Source organism: Armatimonadota bacterium (assembly GCA_031432545.1).
Lineage (GTDB): Bacteria > Sysuimicrobiota > Sysuimicrobiia > Sysuimicrobiales > Sysuimicrobiaceae > Caldifonticola > Caldifonticola tengchongensis.
Window position 1 is genome coordinate 223,356 of record JAVKGX010000001.1, and the last position, 19,027, is coordinate 242,382.

Genomic DNA, 19,027 nt, shown 5'->3' on the forward strand with positions numbered 1-19,027 from the left:
GACTCCGGCCAGGGCGGAGTCTGCATACGACCTTTCCCGCATCCCCAACCCGCTGAGGGGGAACGGCGTTCTGTTTGGAATCCCGTGGTGGGCCGTGAGGGACTCGAACCCCCGACGCCCGGGTTAAAAGCCCGGCGCTCTGCCCACTGAGCTAACGGCCCCCAGGTATTCTACGGGGCCTCAGCAGAATTTGGAAACGGCGAGGCCCGAGGCCGCGATCGGTTCCGGTGAGCGACAATAATGCGGGAGCGCCCATGCCCTACGCGGCGTTGCACGGTCACGACATCTACTACCAGGACGGCGGGCACGGTGAAGCCGTGATTTTGCTCCACGGCTTCCCCCTTTCTTGTGAGATCTGGGCCCCGATGCGCGAGTGGTTGTCGGAGACCTGCCGGCTCGTCACCCCCGACCTGCGCGGCCACGGGCTGTCAGCCAAGCCGGTCGGACAGTACGGCATGGATGTGCTGGCAGACGACATCGTGGCATTGGCCGAGCACCTCGGCTTCGAACGGTTCGTGTTGGGTGGCCACTCCATGGGCGGGTATGTTGCCTTCCGGTTCGCCGCCCGGTACGCGGATCGTCTGTCTGGCCTCATCCTTGTCGACACCCGGGCCGAGCCCGATACCGACGAGGGCAAGGCGAAGCGGCTCGCCGGCATCGAGAAGATCCGCCGCGAAGGGGCGTCGGCGTTTTTGGATGGTTTTGTCCCGGGGTTGCTGGGCGAGACGACCAAAGCCAGGCATCCGGCGCTGTTGGGTCACGTTCGGCGGATCGCACTCCGCGTCCCCGACCACGTGCTGGCCGCCTGCCTGAAAGGCATGATGGACCGCCCGGACAGCCGGGATTTGCTGCCCAACCTCGGCATCCCCGTTCTGATCGTGGTGGGTGAGGAGGACGCCCTCACACCGCCCGACAGCGCTCGACAGATGGCGCGATCGCTGCCCGACGCAGAACTCGTCGTGATCCCCCGTGCAGGCCACACGCCGAGTCTGGAGGCACCCGACCTGACCGCGAAGGCGATCGCGCATTACCTGCGCCGCGTTTCCCCCTAGGATTCCACGCCCGCGGCGTGGCATACGCGGCGGCGGTCGCGGGTTGCCGCGCGGGGGGATTCGTGAGATACTGCGCGGGCGCCGCAGTTGTGCGGCAGCTCGCAGGAGAGGGATGGTCGAGAGGATGCCGACGGGCACGGTGAAGTGGTTCAACAACGAGAAGGGGTACGGATTCATCACGCCGGAAGACGGCGGCAAGGATCTGTTCGTGCACTTCAGCGGGATCGAGGGTGAGGGCTACAAGACCCTCAACGAAGGCCAGCGGGTGGAATACACTGCTACGCAGGGCGCGAAGGGTCCGCAGGCGACGGGCGTGCGTCCGATCGACTGACGTCGCCGCCAACAGCCAACCGCTCGTCTTGGGGCCCGCGGCCGCGGTGGTCGTTCCCCGACACCTCTACAGCAGGACGAGCTGTTCGGGTTCGGGCCGGGGCGCGAGGCATGCGCGCCTGGCGATCCGGGTCTGCGCCTTCTGCTCGGCGACAATCCGCGATACCGCCTGCCGATACGTCCGCGGTGCGTACTTGCCCGAGTACAGGCGCGCGTAGCGGTAAACCAGTTCCGGGTGGTGCTGGTGCAGGAAGTCAAAGAACGCGTCCCGCGTGACGTCGCCCAGATGCAACACGTTGTGTCCCACGAAGTGTGCGCCGTGGTCGCAAGCGGCCCGGACCACGGCCGCCAGGCTCGCCGGATGGTCGGTCAATTCCGGGAGGATCGGCGCCAGCAGCACACCGGTGCGGATCCCTGCTGCGACGAGCCGTTCCACAACCTTCAGGCGCTGAGCCGGCGGCGCCACGGTGGGTTCGATCTGCCTGGCCAGATCCTTGTCGGTCGTGGCGACGCTCACGCACACCGTCAGCCCCGCCGCCCGCGCGAGGTCGGCCAGGACATCGAGGTCGCGCAAGATCATCGGCGACCGCGTAACGATGCTCGCGGGCGTGCGGAGGTCCCGCAGCGCCTGGAGGATCCGGCGGGTGATCCGGTAGCGGCCCTCGGCGGCCTGGTAGGGATCCGTGGCCGTCCCCACGGCCACGAGCTCTCGCTTCCAGGACTGCCGGGACAGCTCTGTGCGCAACACCTCGGGTGCGTTGACCTTGACGAACACCTTTGTGGCCCACTCCCCGACTCCGTCGTGGTCCAAGAACCAGTGCGTGCGGCGGGCATAGCAGAAGACACACCCGTGTGAGCATCCTCTGTACGGGTTGATGGACCACCGGAAGTCCATGCCTCGGACGCGGTTGAGCACCGACTTGACCCGGATCTCTATCACTTCAACAGGGGGCTTCACGTACCTACCGTATAGCGTACATACGTTCGCTGTCAATGGGCCTGAGCTGTGGCCGGGTGCGGCTGCGCCGACCCGCCCGCGCAAGGCACGCTCCCTTGGGGATACAATCTGGACGAGGACACAAGAGGACACAATATGGCGCTGATGCTGGGCTTCCACTGCGGGCGGTGCGGGAGGGAGTACGCCGTCTACTACCCTAAGGCGGTCGTCTACCCCCTGTACGGCCAGGGTACGCGCGAGCAGGGGGCGCGCGAGGATGCCGAAGAGCAAGCCCGAGGAGCGCTCGATGCGCTGCGCAGACGCGCAGAGTCCGCCGGCCGGGTGTGGGTGAACGCCGGCCAGACGACAGCCGTCACCTGTGAGTGCGGCAAGAGCCTGAACCTCGACTTGGCGGCCCATCCGCGCGTGCCGCAGCGCAAGCCGGCCGGTCAGCGCCAGACTGGCCTGATCCAGTTCGGCGCCCCTCCGAAGAAGACATAAAGACCCCCGCAAAAGCAAGAGACCGCCGGAACCGGCGGCCTCCCGTGATCTCGGGCGGCCTCAGCGGCGCCGCTTCGCCGTGCGCCGCACCGTTCCCTTGGCCGCCTTCCTGGCGGTGGTACGCCGCGCGGGTGCCTTCTTCGCCGCCCGTCGGGTGGTCTTTCTCCCCGCAGCCTTGCGGGCCGCGCGCTTGGTGGCGGCCGTCTTCCGCTTGGGAGCGGCCTTCGTCTTGGCGGCAGGCTTGCGTCGGGCTGCGGCCTTCTTCGCTGGCTTGCGGCGGGCCGGTTTGGCCGGCGCCTTCTTCGGCTTGGCCGGTGCTGCCGGAGGGACCGCCGGCGCCTCGGGCCAGCCGGGTCCGAACACGGTGCCCTGCTCTTCCTCCATCCGCGTGCGCTCGCCTTCCTCGTATTCGCCGTACAGCATCTCGTCCGCCTCCTCCTCCGTGGTCGACGGCAGATGGTCCTGCTCGCGCTGTTCCTCTTCCTCGGAGTCGTCGGGGAATCCTCCCGGATAGCGTCTATTCATCGCCGGCCTCCCCTGCGCCGTTTACCTGCATTGTAGTGTCCCCGCCGATCCGCGGCACCGCAGACCGGGACGGTGTCTTTTGGCTGTCACCGCGCAGGGACGGCGGGCTGATGCGGTGGGGGTGAGGGAAAAACGAAGGCCGGGTCCCGCCAGGACCCGGCCTTCGACCCGTGCCGACAGGCTACTTCACGGAGTTGTGGTAGTTGACGCGGCCCCACTTCCAGTAGTTGCCGGTGCCGGGGATCGGGTCCGCGGTGCTCTCGATCTTGTTCCGGACGCACGACGCGCTCGTGCACTGACCCCGGGCCCAGATCAAGCCCGCCTGCCCGGCGACGTGGGGCGTGGCCATCGAGGTGCCGTTGAGCGAGTCGTACAGCGTCTTGTATCCGTACTGGCTGTTCAGGTACACGACCGTGTCGGGCATCGTCGACAGGATCCGAACCCCCGGGGCGGCGACGTCCACCCAGTCGGCACCGTAGTTGCTGAACGACGCCTTGTTGTCGTTCTCGTCCGTGGCCGCCACGGCGATGCAGTTCGTGTACGCCGCGGGGTAGGTCTTCTGCTTGGTCCCGCTGTTGCCGGCCGCGCAGGCCAGTACGGCGCCCTTGTTCCACGCGTAGTCGACGGCGTTGCGCAGCGTGCTCGACGGCAGGCTGCCGCCCAGGCTCAGGTTGATCGCCTTGGCACCCTGATCCGCGGCCCAGACGATGCCGTTGGCGACGGCAGAATAGCTACCCGATCCGGTGGCGCTGAGGACCTTCACCCCCAGCAGGCTGACCGCCCAGTTCGCGCCGGCCACGCCCTTGCCGTTGTTCGTCAGCGCGCCGATCGTCCCGGCGACGTGGGTGCCGTGCCCGTTGTCGTCCTCAGCGTTGTTGTCGTTGTTCACGAAGTCACGCTGGGCCGCCACCGGCGGCAGGTCCTCGTGGCTGTTGTCGATGCCGGTGTCCACGACCGCGATGCGCACCGTGCCGCTGCCCGTGGTAAAATCCCAGGCCGCGTACGCCTGCACCTTCTCCCACCCCCACTGCATCACGCAGCCGTGTTTGGACGACTCGTAGCACGTCGTGTTGTCGTAGGGGTCGTTCGGGTCCGCGAACAGCGTGGCGATGCCGTTGCGCTCGGCGTACTCGACGTTGGGGTTGCGCGACAGGGCCTGCAGGACCACCTCGGCCCGCGCCGGTTCGACCCTCAGCACGTGCACGTCGATCCCGCCGATCCGGTCGACGACGGATGCCCCGACCTCACCCGCGATCCGCGCGGCGCTGGCTCCGGGCCGGAAGCGGACGAGGAGTTCGTCGGGCACGAAGTCTCCGGATGCCGCACCGGCCGCAGGAGACATCGTAGGCGGCGGACCGAGCTGGAAGCCCGATCCGCAGGAGGAAACAACCAGGGCCGCGGCGAGTGCGGCCGCCAGGCGGCCGATACTTAGTGCTCTCACGAAAAACTCACCTCCCCCGTTGTGCACCTGATACGGTCGTTCCGTATTCGAGATCGGACTCCGATTTCCTTTCCTGCGGAAAACCTCTCGCATTCTTGCAGAAAAGCCCACGAAAGGTGCTTGTCGGGATCCGCGGCTGCAGATCGCCGACGGCCCGGTCAGGCTAGGCCCCGGATGCGCAGGCGCAGGTCGTTCGGGGAATCGGCGTTGCGCAGGGCTTCTTCGTAGCTGATCAACTCGCGCTGGTAGAGGTCATGGAGGGCCTGGTCGAACGTCTGCATCCCCTCCTGCCGTCCGGCGTGCAGCGCCTGGCGGATCGACCCGATATCGCCCTTCTTGATGAGTTCGCGGATGCGGGGCGTCGCCACAAGGACTTCCACCGCTGCCACCCGTCCCCGGCCGTCGGAGCGCGGGATGAGGCGCTGAGAGACGATGCCCTCGAGCGTGATGGACAGGCGGTGGAGGATCTCCTGCGTGTGGTCGGGCGAGAAGAACGCCAGCATCCGCTCGAGGGTCTGCGCGGCGTTCATGGAGTGCAGCGTGCTCAAGACCAGGTGGCCGGTCTCGGCGAAGTACAGCGCGGCCTCCGCGGACTCCTGATCGCGCATCTCCCCGATCAGCACGACGTCGGGTGCCTGGCGGAGGGCACCGCGCAGCGCGTCGTGAAACGTCGGGGTGTCGGTGGCGACTTCGCGCTGGCTGACGATGCTCTTCTTGTCCGCGTGCAGGTACTCGATGGGATCCTCGATCGTCACGATGTGGCCGTCGCGCTGCGCGTTGCGTTGGTCGATCATCGCGGCGAGCGTCGTCGACTTGCCGGATCCGGAAGGCCCCGTCACCAGCACCAGGCCCCGCTTGCGCATGACCAGATCGCGCAGCACCTCCGGCAGGCCGAGGTCCTCGAAGGACGGGATGTCCGTTCGGACACGGCGCGCGACGATCGCGAGCGATCCGCGCTGACGGTAGACGTTGACGCGGAAGCGGCCGATCTTGGGCACGCTGTAGGCCAAATCGATGCTCTGGCGGGATTGCAGTTCGGCGAGTTGGTCTTCGCGCAGCAGTTGAGACACGAGTTCCGCCGCCAGGTTGACCGTCACCCGCTCGTCGGAACTCGGACGCATCTCGTCGTGCACCCGGTACATCGGCGGGGAGCCCACCTTCACGTACAGGTCGCTGGCATCCAGTTCCACCATCCGAGCGAGCAGGTCGTTGATGTGCACGATCCGTCCTCCCGACTCTATCGGCGGTCCGTCATCCCCACGCTCCGTGCAGGGACGGCTTGGCGACCCCACCGGTGACCCCGTCGCGGGCGAAGGTGTGCTTGTCGACGGCCCACCGCGCGGCCGTCTCCGGTGTGATCTGTCCGGTCTTCAGCAGGTTGCGCAGGCTCTGGTCGAGGCTCTGCATGCCGTCCTTCATCCCCGTCTGGATCGCCGAGAGGATCTGGTGGATCTTGTTCTCGCGGACCAGGTTGCGAATCGCCGGGGTGGCGACCATCACCTCGACCGCGGGCACTCGCCCCGATCCGTCGGCCGTGGGCAGCAGGATCTGGGCGGCCACGCCGACGAGTCCCTCGGCCAGCTGGACGCGGACCTGCTCTTGCTGGTGGCTGGGGAAGACGTCGATGATCCGACTCACCGTCTGTGGGGCGCTGGACGTGTGCAGCGTTGCCATCACCAGGTGGCCGGTCTCCGCGGCCGTCAGCGCCATCGAGATCGTCTCCAGATCGCGCATCTCGCCGACGAGGATCACGTCCGGATCCTCGCGCAGCGCGGCCCGCAGCGCACCGCTGAACGATTTGGTGTTCAGGCCCACCTCGCGCTGGTTGATGATGCACTTCTTGTGTTCGTGGACGAACTCGATCGGGTCTTCGATCGTGATGATGTGGGCGCTGCGGCGCTGGTTGATCAAATCCACCATCGCCGCCAGCGTCGTCGACTTGCCCGATCCGGTGGGTCCGGTGACGAGGATCAACCCGCGGTCGCGCAAGGCGAGCTCCCCGAGGACGGGCGGCAGGCCGAGTTCCTCCAGCGTCTTGATCCGGGATGGGATCAAGCGGAAGACCGCGCCCTCGCCCAGGCGCTGCTGGAACACGTTCACGCGGTAGCGCCCGAGGTTGGCCAGTTCGATCGAGAAGTCCAGGTCCCAGTTCTCCTCGAACTTCGCCTTCTGATGGTCCGAGAGGATCTCGTAGATCATCGTGTGCAGCGCTTCCTTGGTCAGCGGGGCCCAGCCGTCGACGTCCACCAGAGCGCCGTGCAGGCGCAGCTTCGGTGGGATTCCGACTGTGAGGTGGAGGTCGGAAGCACCGCGCTCCTTGGCCAGGATCAGAAGCTGCGTGATGTCCACGTCACGCCTCCAGCAGGTCCCAGACCGCCTTTGGGGTCGTCCGCAGACGCTGCACGGCTTCCCGCGCGCCGTCCGCCAGCGCAGGCGCGAGAGTGGATCGGATCCGCTCAGCCAGGGCAAAGGGCGAGGGTTCCAGCAGGGCTCGCTGCAGTTCTGGCCCTGCCGGGTACCACTCGTGCAGCACGGCGTATCCGTCGTAGCCGGTCTGGCGGCAGTCGTCGCAGCCTGCGGGCGCCCCCCATCGGGCAGGCGGCTGCCCGGGCCAGCCGGGAGGGGGCTGTCGGTGTTCGGTCGCGCACCGGCACAGCGCGGGCACGCGTACGGTGCAGAGGACGCCGGTCAGCGCCGCCTGCAGGTGCAGCCGGCCTGCCCGGGCGGCCAGGTCCTCCAGGGCCCAGGCCGCGCGCAGGTGCGGCGTCCCCACCACCAGGACCTGGCCAGGATGGCGGGCCGCGATGAGCAAGGCGGCCAGGTCCAGGTCGGCTCCGGTGTCGGCTGACACGAACTCGGCCCGGGTGTGGGCAACGAGGTCGGGGTCTGGCGTCTGGACTTCCACAGCGTTGCCGATGGCCGTCGCGCCTGGCGCGCCGGCGACGACGACCAGGGTGCGAGGGGAGTCCGCGCTCGCTGCCAGGGCCCGCAGGATCCCGCGCCGCAACGCCGGCTCGGGGGAACCGACGATCAGCACGCCGGGCTTCCGGATGGTCTCGCAAAGACGGTCCAACACCCCCTCGGGCAGCAGGTCGCCGAACGAACCCCCCGACAGGGTGCCGAACACCGCGGTGCCGTGCGGCGTGGCCGCAGCCCGTAGGTTCACGTCCAGCCAATGACCCGGAAGTGGGATCTGCACCCGCACGGGCTGCGGCGCCCGTGCGATCTCGTCGAGTGTGCCCGGTTCCAACGACGGGCCGTGGCTGGCCACCAGGCCGCCGGGGGTTCGGTAGCGGACGCGAATGCCCGCAGCGAGCGGCTCGAAGTAGATCTCCTCCGCGCCCGCAGCGGCCGCGGCACTCAGGTGGAAGCGCAGGGCTGGGGCCCCCAGGGCGACCTCGGGGCTGCCGGTACGGGACTGCAGGGCGGCGAGCGTCGTCTCGATGTCGCTGGCCAGCGCGATGGCCGTGGCGACCCGTAGCCCGCTGATCCGTTCGACCTCGGCGACGGCGGCTTCGTCGGTCGGGTCGACCATCGCGACCGTGATCTCGTCGGTGGTGGCGATCACCGGGCACAGCCCCAGACGCCGCGCCGCATGGACGGGCACCCGCTCGACCGCCGCGGGGTCTACCAGCTCGGGAGACAGGTGCACGTAGGGGACCTGCAGCTGCGTGCTTAGCGCCCACGCGATGTCGTCCTCGGATGCATGGCCAAGCTGCAGCAGCGCGGCCCCCAGCCGAATCCCGCTCTGCTTGTGGGCTGCGATCGCTTCGTCCAGCTGTGCCCGGGTGATCAGGCCGGTCTGAACCAAAATCTCGCCGAGGCGTGTCCTCGTGGCTGTGCCCAACTCTGCCTCCCCGCGGTGTGGATCTGCCCAGGCAGGAAAGCAAGATCCCTGCCACCGCCCAGCCGGTCGCGTTTGGGCGGGCTACAGGCCGTAGATCTGGCTGTACTTCGCCTTGAGGTAAAGCAGGTAAGGCTGCGGCTCGAGCGGCCGTCCGGTCACCCGCTGCACCAGTTCGTGGGGTAGGAACTTGCGGCCGTGGCGGTAGACGTTGTCGACCAGCCACTCCCGCAGGGTCTGGAAGCGGCCCTCGCGGATCTCGGAGGGGATCTCGGGACGGGCAGCCAGCGCCGTCTGGTAGATCTGGGCCGATAGCACGTTGCCCAGCGCGTAGGTCGGGAAGTACCCGAACGAACCGCTGGACCAGTGGCTGTCCTGCATCACGCCGTCGCGGTCGTCGGGGGGCGTGATCCCCAGGTAGGAGCGCATGCCGGCTGCCCAGGCCTCGGGGAGGTCCGCGGCGCGCATCTTGTCGGTCACCAGCTCGAGTTCCAGGTCGAACCGCAGCATGATGTGCAGGTTGTAGGTGACCTCATCCGCCACCACCCGGATCAGGCTGGGCTGCACCTTGTTGATCGCGCGGTAGAACTCCTCGACGGTCACGTCCCCCAGCGCATCCGGGAACGTCTGCCGCAACTGGGGGAAGTAGTGCTCCCACAGCGGGCGGCTGCGTCCGACGACGTTCTCCCACATCCGCGACGACGACTCGTGGAAGACCATGCTGCACCCCCGGGCCAGCGGGGTGCGTCCGAGGGAGGCGGCGGTGTTCATCTCGTACAGGGCGTGGCCGGTTTCGTGGAGGATCGCGAACAGCCCCTCGGACAGGCCGTTTCGGTCGTAGCGGGACGTGATGCGGACGTCGTCCCGACCGAAACTGGTTGCGAAGGGGTGGGGGGAGGTGTCCAGGCGCCCGCGGGTGAGGTCGTAGCCGTAGTCCTGCGCGATGCGCAGTCCGAACCCTGCCTGCGCTTCGACGGAGTAGTCGCGGTGGAGGAAGTCCGTGCGCGGTTCCGGCCGTTCGACGATGGCCCGCACGAGTGCGACCTGCTCCGGGCGGATCGCATCGAAGATCCGACGGACGTCGGCGGTGCGCATCCCGGGCTCGTAGCCCTCCAGCAGCGCGTCGTAGGGGTGATCTTCGTATCCGTAGAAGTCCGCGGCCCGTCGCGCGTAGTCGACCATCTTCTCCAGGTGCGGCCGGAACGCGGCGAAGTCGTTCGCGGGGCGCGCCTGGCGCCAGACCTGGTTGCTCAGGACGCGGTCGCGCGCCCACGCGGCGACGAACGCCTCCGGCAGCTTGCGGGCACGGTCGTAGTCGCGGCGGACGATCCGCACCAAGCAGCGGTCGTCGTGTTCTTCGGGCAGGGAAGCGACTTCCGGTTCGGCCGCGTCCAGCAGCGTCGCCGTCCGGTCCGAGGTGAACTTGGCATGGGCCAGCCGGCTGAGCGTGGAGATCTGTTCGGCGCGGTGCGGTCCCCCGCGCGCAGGCATATAGGTCTGCTGGTCCCAGCCCAGCACGCCGATGGCCTTGCCGATGTCGTGGATCTCGGCCAAGTGCTCCCGCAGTTCCTTCACGGCATTACCCACGGTGGTCTCCGGATTCCGCTTGATGGTCGTCTGGACGAGGACAGTATAACGGACGCCGCCGATCGGTGCGGTTCGGCAGACTCGGGGATGGCTCCGGCGGTAGGACTCGAACCTACAACCCCCTGGTTAACAGCCAGGTGCTCTACCATTGAGCTACGCCGGAACGCGCAGCACCAAGGATGATACGGACGGGGCTTGACGGCTGTCAAACTGTGCGGGAGTCCGGGGCCACCGGGGCGAAGGGTACGTCGGCGGCGCAGGAGGCTGAGTCCGGATGAAGCGGACGGACGTGGCGGTGAACACGCTGGTCGTGACGCTCGTGGTCGGGGCCGTCTACGGGCTGCTTTGGCTGCTCGTCCGCATCTCCGACATCCTCGTGATCATGTTGATCTCAGCCATCCTCGCCGCGGGCTTGGCTCCCAGCGTCGCGGCCCTGCAGCGCATCCCGGTCGGGCGCGGCCGCCGGTTGGGCAAGGGGTGGGCCATCCTCCTGGTCGTGCTGGGAGTGTTCGCCGCGCTCGGACTGATCGTGACGATCCTCGTGACGCCGATCGTGCAGCAGGCAGCCGGGTTTTTGCAGAGCATCCCCGGCTACGTCCGTGACGCGGAGGCCTGGGTCGCGGGGATGCGCGCGCAGCACCCTTGGATTCCGGACCTGAGCCGTTGGATCGCCCGGTTGCCCGCGGAGGTGGAGAACCTCGCCCAGTACTTCACCACCGCCGCCGGATTCTTCGGCCGGTTCGTCAGCGGCGTGTTCACGACCACGATGGTGATCGTCATCTCCATCTACATGTTGATCGAGGGGCCCCAGATCAAGCGCGGCTTTCTGCGCCTGTGGCCGCCGGCGCAGCGCCCGTTGGTGGGCGACGTCATCGAAGAGATCGGGCGCAAGTTCAGTGGCTGGCTGCGCGGCACGTTCGTGCTGTCGTTGTTCATCTTCGTGACGATCACCACGGGGCTGCTGGCGCTGGGGATCCCCTACCCGTTTTTGCTCGGGCTCGTGGCGGGGCTGATGGAACTGGTGCCCAACATCGGCCCGTTCCTCGGCGCGGTTCCGGCGGTCCTGGTGGCCCTGTTCCAGCCGACGTGGAAGCTGATCGCGGTCGTCGTCCTGTTCGTGGTCGTCCAGCAGGTCGAGCTGAACTACGTGGTGCCGCGCGTGATGAAGCGTGCCGTGGGGCTGTCGCCGATCTTGGCCATCTTCTCACTGCTCGTCGGCGGGGCGCTGATGGGCATCATCGGCGTGTTGCTGGCCGTCCCGGTGGCGGCCGCCCTGCAGGTGATCTCCCAGGAGGTCGTGCGCGCCACCCTGCCCCACTCAGAGTCGGAGGCGAACTTGCCCCCGCTGGAGCCGGTGGAGCTGGAGGTCGTCGAACCGGAATCCCCCGCAGCCGGCCGCGGCCCCAAGGAAGCCGCCGGGGGCCCGTAAAAGGGGCGGATCCGGGTCCGCGCCGACCGGCTCAGGGCAGTCCCACTGCGCCCCAGGTGTCGAGTTTGGCGCGTACGCGGCGGATGACCTCGTCGGTGAACTCCGTCGTCGTGGCCGCCCCGCCCAGGTCGGCGGTCCGGACGCCGTCCTGGGCAGCCTCGAAGGTCGCCTCGTAGATGGCCCGGGCCACTCGCGCCGCCGCCCGGTCCTCCAGGTAGCCCAAGGCGGCAGCCGCCGCCAGGATCATCGCCATCGGGTTCGCAAGGTTCTTCCCGTGCAGCCTCGGTGCCGTGCCGTGCGGCGCCTCGGCGACCACGGTGCGCACGCGCAGAGGTTGGGTACCGCCGGGGGCCTGCGGGTCGTCCTCTGCGAGTGCCAGCACGAGCGACTCGGCGCCCGCGATGCTGCCGAACATCTGCAGCACCAGGTCCGACAGCGTGTCGCCGTCGCGGTTGAGCGCCGGGATGACCAGCGGCTCACCGGTCGTTTGCAGGAGCAGCGCGTACACCGCGTCGATGAGTTGAGGCTCGTAGGCGACGTCCGGATGCCGGCGGGCTGCGGCGTCCATCTCCTCCTTGAGCATGCCCTCGTAGATCGGGCTCACCGTGTACTTCGGGCCGCCGAAGACCTTGGCGCCCATGCGCCGCGCGTGCTGGAACGCGAACTCCGCGACGACGCGGCAGGTGCGGCGGCTCACTTTGGTTGTGCGGTAGGCGATCTCGTCCGGCGCCGCTCCCTCGCGCCACTCCGTCGCGCCGTAGGCGTCCTCGACCGCCATCCGCACGACCGAGATCGGTGCGACCACCCCGGCGACGGGCCGGACGCCGGGGATGCGCCGGCCCGTCCGGAGGATGACCTGCGCCCCGATCGCCTCCCGCAGCAGCGCGTTGGGGCTACCGACGTCGTCGGCGCCTTCGGGTGTGATCGTGGCCGCCTTCAGCCCCACGCGGTGCTCGCGCAGCGCGCGTGCCGCGTCCAAGACGACCTGGTTGCGCGTGGCGCGGCGGTTGGGGAGGCCGAGGTCGTAGGTTGCAAAGCGCAGCTGCAGCCCGCAGACGCCGGGGGCCAAGACCCGCAGCGCCTGCTCCAGCAGCTCCTGTCCGGTCTGGTCCCCCTGGAGGACGACGAGGGTGGGCGGAGCAGGTGTCGGAGAGGCCATCGGCAGGGCAATTGTAAAACGCGAGGGTTGGCGCTGACCCGCCGATCACCACCGCTGGCTAGCCGTCTGCAATCCGCCCCGTCCCCGCTGTGGGCTCCTGCAGGATCTCGCGCACCTTGCTGGCCAGCTCGGTGATCAGGTAGGGCTTCTGGAGGAACCCGCACGCCCCACGGCGCAGGACGTCCTGCGCTGCGCCCTCCTGCGTGTAGCCGCTGCTGAGCAGCACGCGGGCGTCGGGGTCGATCGCCCGGATCGCATGGAAGGTCTCCTTGCCGCTCATGCCCGGCATCGTCATGTCCAGCAACACCAGGTCGATCTCGTCCCGGTACTGCTGATAGATGCGGACCGCCTCCTCGCCGCCGGTCGCGGTCATCACCCGGTACCCGCGGCGGACGAGCACGTCGCGAAGCAGGTTGCACAAGGGTTCCTCGTCGTCGACGACCAGAATCATCTCGCCTGCGCCCTCCGCCACCTCGGTCTCCCCCTCCCCTTGCTCCTCCGCGGTCCCCTGCGCCACCGGCAGGTAGACTTCGACGGTCGTGCCGCGCCCCACGGCGGTTCGAACGTCGAGGAAGCCGCCGTGGTTGTGGACGATCCCGTACACCATCGCCAGACCGAGGCCCGTTCCCTTGCCCGGCTCCTTCGTGGTGAAGAACGGCTCGAACATGCGGGCGCGCGTGCGTTCGTCCATGCCGACGCCTGTGTCGCCGACCGACAGCGCGACGTAGCGCCGCAGCGATGTGACGTCGCCTGAGGCGGGATCCGGCGCCAGGGCGGGGGCGAGGGCGATCTCCAGGATGCCGCCGTCGGGCATCGCGTCGCGCGCATTCATGCACAGGTTCAAGACCACGTGGTGGAGCTGGCCGCTGTCGCCCTCGACGGCAGGCAAGCCTTCGGGGAAGTGCGTCCGCAGTTCGATCTTGCCGTCGAGGGTGGTGCGGAACAGCTGCACGACGTCTTTGCACAGCGCCGCCAGATCGACCGGCTGGACCTCGAACTTGCCCTTGCGTGCGAACCCGAGCAGCTGCCGTGTCAGCTCCGACGCCCGCATCGCGCTGCGCTCTACGACTTCGAAGTAGGCGTGCAGCTGCGTGTCGGGCGGGAGGTCTTCCTTCAGCAGCCCCAGGTAGCCCACCATCGTCCCGAGGATGTTGTTGAAGTCGTGCGCGATACCGCCGGCCAGCGTGCCGATGCTCTCCATCTTCTGGGCCTGCAGGAGTTGGTCTTCCAGCCGCTTCTGCTCGGAGATGTCGCGGTAGACGCCGACGATGCCGACAGGTCTGCGCTCGGCGTCGGTCCGCACCGACAGGGTGGCGGACAGCCACAGGGTGCGCCCGCCGTCACCCCGGTGCTGGATCTCGCCGCGCCAGCTTCCGTCGCGCAGCAGCACCGGCCGCAGTCGGGCGATTGTGGCTTCGTGGGGCTCGGGTTGGACCAGTCGGTCGAAGGGGCGTCCTGCGACCTCGTCGCGCCGCCAACCGTACAGCGTTTCGGCACCACGGTTGCAGTAGACGATGCAGCCGTCCCAGTCCATGGCCACGATGGCCTCGTGGACCTGGTCCAGGAGATCGGCCTGCAACTGCAGCGTCTGTGCGGCGCGGCGCTGCTCGGTGAGGTCGCGCACCGTTCCCAACAGCATCGGCTTGCCGCGCAGCAGGACGCGGTTGGCATGGATCTCGCAGGTGCGCACCGTTCCGTCGGATGCCCGCGCCCGGAAGATCGCGGTCGTGCGCGGGCTCAGCATCGCCAGCCGATCGCTGAGGTAAGCGCTGAGCGCCGCCCGGTCTTCGACCTCGCACATCGCCAAAGGACCGATCCGGCCGATCACGTCCGCGGACCCCACGCCGAACAGCTCGACGAACCGCCGGTTGACCAGGCGGAACACGCCGTCCTCCAGGAGAAACATCGCGTCCGGGGACTCCTCGATGAGCGCGCGATAGCGCGATTCCGACTCGCGCAGCGCCCCCTCCATCCGTCTCTGCTCGGTGACGTCGAAGGCGAACGCGACCACGCAGCGGAGCTCGCCCGCACGGTTGCGGACCGGAGCCAGCCGGATGTCGACGAGGCGGGTGGGCCGGGGCGGGACGGTGCGCGGCCCGGAGGCCGGCAGCCACTCGAACGCCGGGATGTCGGCCGCTTGCCCGCGGAATGCGGCTTCCAGGGCGGACCGCTGAGCCGGGCCGTAGACTGAGCCGCGGTGCAGGGCGTTGCCCCGGTGGCCCCGGGAGGCAGGCATCCCGAACAGCGCGCACCAAGCGTCGTTCGCCGCCAGCACGTTGCCCTTGGGATCGTACACCTCGATGGCGATGGGCAGGTCTCGGATGAGCTGCTGCGTCCGCGCGGCGAGTGCGGCCGATGTGTGGACCTCGGCGCCGGGCACCGCGACGGTGCACACGCCGACGTCGCCGATCCATCCCACGCGCGCGGCCGCGTCGAACGTCTGGCCGTCTGGCCGACGAAAGGTGAGGCGACCTTCCCATGCGCCGTCCGACGGCGGCTGCCGGAAGGCGCGTTCGGCGGCAGGCGAGGGCGGGATCAAATCGCGCACCGACAACCGCGCGAGCGCCGCCGGCCGCATCCCGAACGCCTCGCCGGCTCTTTGGCTCGCCCACGTCACGGCTCCTTGGGCGTCGAACAGGAACACCGCGTCGGAGATCAGCTCCGACACGACGGCAAGTGGCTCTTCGACGCGACGAAGAGCCTGCTGCGGGGAACGCCTGAAGATCGCCATGCCCGTTGGCCCTTGTCGCGTGGGAGAGCAAGTCGCGTGCCGCCGCGGGTCAGACGGGTCGTGGGAGTCTTCAGACGTGGAGTTCGAGGACGTCCCCGTCGGCCAGCCGGTGGTCGCGGCCGACCATCTGGCCCTGGTAGCCCTGCCCCCATAGCCGGGCGAACTTCAGGCGATCCGCGAAGTCCTTGTGGATCAACTCGGCGGCGTCTAGCACCGTCGCACCGCGCCGGAGGACGAACGGCGCGGCCAGGTCGGGTCGCCGGCCCGGCGGCTTGCTGTACACGCGCACCAGGTCGAGCATCCGAAACACCCTCGCGCGCAGCTGCTCCAACCCGTCGCCGCGCACCGCCGAGATGGGCAGCACCTCGCCGGGCAGTCGGTCTGCCAGGAGGTCGCGCAGGATCCGGAGGTTGTCGGCGGCGTCGGGCAGGTCCCACTTGTTGGCCACCACGAGCGTCCGCTTGCGGGCTCCGCGTGGGAGCGCCGGGTCCTCCTCGATCGGAGCGTCCTCCGGCATCAAGTAGACGCGGTTTGCGGGCAGCAGGCGCAGCGCGTCCTCGATGTACAGGATGCCGTCGTCGCTGCAGTCCACGACGAAGATCGCCGCGTCCGAGCCGCGGATCAGGCCGTACAGCCAGCCCTCGTCGAACTCCGGGCAGACGGGCGGCGTGTCGACCAGCTGGATCTGAATGTTCTCGAAGGGCATCATTCCGGGCAGCGGCGCGCGTGTGGTCATCGGGTAGGCGGCGACTTCAGGGCTGGCGTGGGTGAGGGCCGCCAGCAGCGACGACTTGCCGGCATTGGGCGGTCCGATGATTGCCACCTGGGCCGCGCCCTCGCGTTCGACGTGATAGAATGGCTGCGCGCGCGCTCCGCCGCGCCGCCCCGTCATCTCCTGCCGCAGCCGGGCCATGCGGCGCTTGATGTCCGCCTGCAGCTTCTCCGTGCCCTTGTGCTTGGGCACCGTACGGAGCATCTCTTCCAGCGCCTCCATCTTCTCTTGTGGGGACGCCGCCTGGCGGAACCGCTGCTCCGCAGCGAGGTACTCAGGGGTGAGATTCGCTGGCATTCCAAGCAAGACGATACAGTGCGCGGCCGGGCGGTGAACAGCAGACCGCGAACCCCGCCGCTGCGGCCCACCGGCTCGGCTATCATGGAGACCGTGAGCCGACGTGCACCTGCAGGCAGGCGCGCCGTCCGCCGCGCCCCGGTCCACCCTGCGCTCAAGTCGATTTTGCGAAGGGTTGGTGCGCCCCCATCCGTGGCGTTCGAACCATCTTTGTTCCAACGGGAGGCGCTGTCGCGTCTGCGTGAAGGCGATGTGCTCGTCGAAGCGCCGACGGGCAGCGGCAAGACCTGGATCGCGGAGGAGGCGATCCGCGAAGGGCTGCGTGCCGGACGGAGCGCGTGGTACACGACGCCACTCAAGGCGCTGTCCAATCAGAAGTTCCGCCGCTTCCAGAACCTCTACGGGGCCGACCGTGTCGGCCTGCTGACCGGCGAGCGGAAGATCAACGCTCAGGCCCCGGTGATCGTCGCCACGACCGAGATCCTGCGCAACGCGCTGTACGACCGGGGATCGCGCACCGAAGAGTCGCAAACCGCGCAGGAAATGGATCTCGTGGTGCTGGACGAAGCCCACTACCTGAGCGATCCGGAGCGTGGCACGGCGTGGGAAGAGATCCTGATGTACGCACCGCGACGGACGCGCCTGCTCTTGCTGTCAGCCACGCTGCCCAACGCAGGCGAACTGTCCGACTGGCTGGCCGAAGCCCGCGGCCGGCGTCCGGCCGTGGTCGAGGAAACCGTGCGGCCCGTGCCGCTTTGCTTCGTGGCAGTCGATGCGCGGGGACGGTTGCTGCCGGTCGAACTGGCCGAACAGGCCTCGGCGGGTTGCAAGCGCCCGGATTGGATCGCGAGTCTCCTTGGGGCGCTGCGGGCCGCGGATCTGCTGCCGGCGATCCTGTTCTTCCCGGCGCGCCGCGACTGCGACGAGGCAGCCGCTGTGCTCGCCCGGTCGTGGGCTGGCCCGCGGGGGTCGCCGCCAGATTCCGTCGCCGGTGCGAAGCGGCTGGAGGAGCGCCAGGCGGCGTGGGCAGCGTGGACGGCCGAGTTGCCCCACCTGGCGTCCCACGCGTTCCGGGCCGGCCTGCTCGCTGCCGGCGTGGCACCCCACCACGCCGGGCACACGACGTCGTGGCGGCTGGTTGTGGAAGACTTCCTGGAGCGCGGCCTGCTGACGGCGGTGTGCGCAACGACGACCCTGGCGGCGGGGCTCGACGTGCCCGCGCGGACTGTCGTGCTGACGACGCTTGTGCGCAACAGCCCGACCGGTCCCGTCAGCCTGTCCGCCACGGAATTCCACCAGATGGCCGGCCGTGCAGGACGGCGCGGCCGCGACAAGATCGGCGTCGTCGCGCTCCCGGCCACCCGGTACGGTGAGGTCGCGGAGGCGGAATCACTGGCCGGTGCGGCGCCCGAGCCCATCCGGTCGGCCTTCACCCCGAGTTACAGCCAGGTCCTCAACTGGTTGGCCGCACGGCCCCTGGACGCCGCGCTCGCTGAACTGGACCGGTCGCTGGCGGCCTTCCAGCGCCGCGGGCAGATCGCCTCGCTGCGTGCGCAGCTCGACGCGATCCCCCCGGATCCGCTCGTCGACAGGCCGTGCGACGACCGGCTGCACACGAGGGCTCGCTACGAGCGGATGGCCGCGCGGCGCGACCGGCTGCGCCGCCTCCGCGACCCGGACGCCGCTGAGGAAGTGCGCGTGCTGACGCACGAGATGTCCGTGTGGCCGTGCGCGTGCTGCGCCGTGGCGGCCGAGTGCCTATCCACCATCGACCGTCTGCGGGCCAGAGAGCAACGCCGTCTTCGGCTGCGCCGCGAGTTGCGCGAACTGCACGGCGGGCTGCGCGAGGAGTTTGCGGCCCGCGCGCGGGTCCTGCGCGGGCTGGGCTACCTCGACGCGGAGTTCCGCCCGACCGCGTACGGACGGTGGGCCGCGCTCGTTCGCCACCCCAGGTGCATCGTCATCGTGGAACTCGTGCGCCGCAGACTGCTCCCGGCCGAGCCGGAGCGGCTGGCCGCCTACGCGGCAGCCCTGAGCAGCGAACGGGCCCCCCGCGCCGGGGACGACGCCGACCTGGCGGCCCTGGCCCGCCTGGTGGAGGGGCTGGCGGAGATCGAAGCGCACGAGGGGGTCCGGCCCGATCCGCTGGTGTCCGAGTTCAAGGCGGAGTGGGATCGGATCCGGCGCCGGCGCGTGCCGTCACCGGCCGATCGGCGGGGCTGGGCTGCGATCCAGTGGATGCGGGAAGCGGAGTTCGGTACGCTGTGTGAGGCGTGCGAGGTGGCCGAAGGGGACCTGCAGCGGATCCTGTTGCAGGCCGCCGAGGTCTGCAACCAGCTCGCCGACCTGCCCCAGCCCGGTGTCGGCGAGGTGGCGCGCGCGACGCGCGATCGCATCCTGCGGGACCCGCTGCTGTGACGGG

15 protein-coding genes and 2 tRNA genes are annotated in these 19,027 nt (G+C 69.1%); 5 read left to right on the forward strand and 12 right to left on the reverse strand.

The genetic code is table 11. The annotated features are described in order from the left end of the window. Window positions 1-85: 85 nt before the first annotated feature. Window positions 86-161 (reverse strand) — tRNA-Lys (locus QN163_01160). A 66-nt stretch (window positions 162-227) separates the two neighbouring features. Here QN163_01160 and QN163_01165 point away from each other — a divergent pair. Together QN163_01165 and QN163_01170 are read left to right on the forward strand one after the other, a co-directional pair. Then, window positions 228-1,052 carry an alpha/beta fold hydrolase gene (locus QN163_01165; GenBank protein ID MDR5682623.1) on the forward strand — a complete coding sequence of 275 codons (825 nt, stop codon included), beginning with the start codon at window positions 228-230 and terminating at the stop codon, window positions 1,050-1,052. A 124-nt stretch (window positions 1,053-1,176) separates the two neighbouring features. Continuing rightward, entirely contained in the window at window positions 1,177-1,383 is a 207-nt protein-coding gene (locus QN163_01170) for a cold-shock protein (protein MDR5682624.1), read from the forward strand. Between the two features lie 66 nt (window positions 1,384-1,449). Here QN163_01170 and QN163_01175 read toward each other — a convergent pair whose 3' ends face one another. After that, a complete protein-coding gene (locus QN163_01175) occupies window positions 1,450-2,340 on the reverse strand; it encodes a radical SAM protein (GenBank protein ID MDR5682625.1) in 891 nt (296 codons plus the stop codon). A 135-nt stretch (window positions 2,341-2,475) separates the two neighbouring features. On the opposite strand from QN163_01175, the gene QN163_01180 reads away from it, so the two are divergent. Continuing rightward, complete coding sequence (locus QN163_01180; GenBank protein ID MDR5682626.1) at window positions 2,476-2,820, forward strand: hypothetical protein; 345 nt, start codon at window positions 2,476-2,478, stop codon at window positions 2,818-2,820. 60 nt (window positions 2,821-2,880) lie between these two features. Here the strand turns inward: QN163_01180 and QN163_01185 are convergent, their stop codons facing one another. From QN163_01185 to QN163_01215, 7 genes are all read right to left on the reverse strand, one after another. Continuing rightward, entirely contained in the window at window positions 2,881-3,345 is a 465-nt protein-coding gene (locus QN163_01185; GenBank protein ID MDR5682627.1) for a hypothetical protein, read from the reverse strand. 181 nt (window positions 3,346-3,526) lie between these two features. Next, a complete protein-coding gene (locus QN163_01190) occupies window positions 3,527-4,786 on the reverse strand; it encodes a S8 family peptidase (GenBank protein MDR5682628.1) in 1,260 nt (419 codons plus the stop codon). A 158-nt stretch (window positions 4,787-4,944) separates the two neighbouring features. Beyond that, window positions 4,945-6,006, reverse strand: a complete 1,062-nt coding sequence (locus QN163_01195; protein ID MDR5682629.1) for a PilT/PilU family type 4a pilus ATPase — start codon at window positions 6,004-6,006, stop codon at window positions 4,945-4,947. 31 nt (window positions 6,007-6,037) lie between these two features. Next, window positions 6,038-7,135 carry a type IV pilus twitching motility protein PilT gene (locus tag QN163_01200; GenBank protein MDR5682630.1) on the reverse strand — a complete coding sequence of 366 codons (1,098 nt, stop codon included), beginning with the start codon at window positions 7,133-7,135 and terminating at the stop codon, window positions 6,038-6,040. 1 nt (window position 7,136) lies between these two features. Next, window positions 7,137-8,633: a hypothetical protein gene (locus QN163_01205; protein ID MDR5682631.1), complete on the reverse strand. Its 1,497-nt coding sequence runs from the start codon at window positions 8,631-8,633 to the stop codon at window positions 7,137-7,139. 81 nt (window positions 8,634-8,714) lie between these two features. Continuing rightward, the gene (locus QN163_01210; protein ID MDR5682632.1) at window positions 8,715-10,217 is read right to left on the reverse strand and encodes a carboxypeptidase M32; all 1,503 of its coding nucleotides are present in this window, start codon (window positions 10,215-10,217) and stop codon (window positions 8,715-8,717) included. Between the two features lie 88 nt (window positions 10,218-10,305). Further along, window positions 10,306-10,380 (reverse strand) — tRNA-Asn (locus QN163_01215). A 111-nt stretch (window positions 10,381-10,491) separates the two neighbouring features. Here QN163_01215 and QN163_01220 point away from each other — a divergent pair. Then, on the forward strand, window positions 10,492-11,646 hold the full coding sequence (locus QN163_01220; GenBank protein ID MDR5682633.1) for an AI-2E family transporter: 1,155 nt from the start codon (window positions 10,492-10,494) through the stop codon (window positions 11,644-11,646). A 31-nt stretch (window positions 11,647-11,677) separates the two neighbouring features. On the opposite strand, the gene QN163_01225 is transcribed toward QN163_01220, so the two are convergent. The 3 genes from QN163_01225 to QN163_01235 all read right to left on the reverse strand — a co-directional run bounded on the left by QN163_01225 (window position 11,678) and on the right by QN163_01235 (window position 16,605). Continuing rightward, entirely contained in the window at window positions 11,678-12,805 is a 1,128-nt protein-coding gene (locus QN163_01225; GenBank protein MDR5682634.1) for an isocitrate/isopropylmalate family dehydrogenase, read from the reverse strand. A gap of 58 nt (window positions 12,806-12,863) precedes the next feature. Then, on the reverse strand, window positions 12,864-15,536 hold the full coding sequence (locus QN163_01230; protein ID MDR5682635.1) for a PAS domain S-box protein: 2,673 nt from the start codon (window positions 15,534-15,536) through the stop codon (window positions 12,864-12,866). A gap of 70 nt (window positions 15,537-15,606) precedes the next feature. Further along, complete coding sequence (locus QN163_01235; protein ID MDR5682636.1) at window positions 15,607-16,605, reverse strand: TGS domain-containing protein; 999 nt, start codon at window positions 16,603-16,605, stop codon at window positions 15,607-15,609. 192 nt (window positions 16,606-16,797) lie between these two features. Here QN163_01235 and QN163_01240 point away from each other — a divergent pair, with 192 nt between their 5' ends. Further along, a complete protein-coding gene (locus tag QN163_01240) occupies window positions 16,798-19,023 on the forward strand; it encodes a DEAD/DEAH box helicase (protein MDR5682637.1) in 2,226 nt (741 codons plus the stop codon). Window positions 19,024-19,027: the final 4 nt, after the last annotated feature.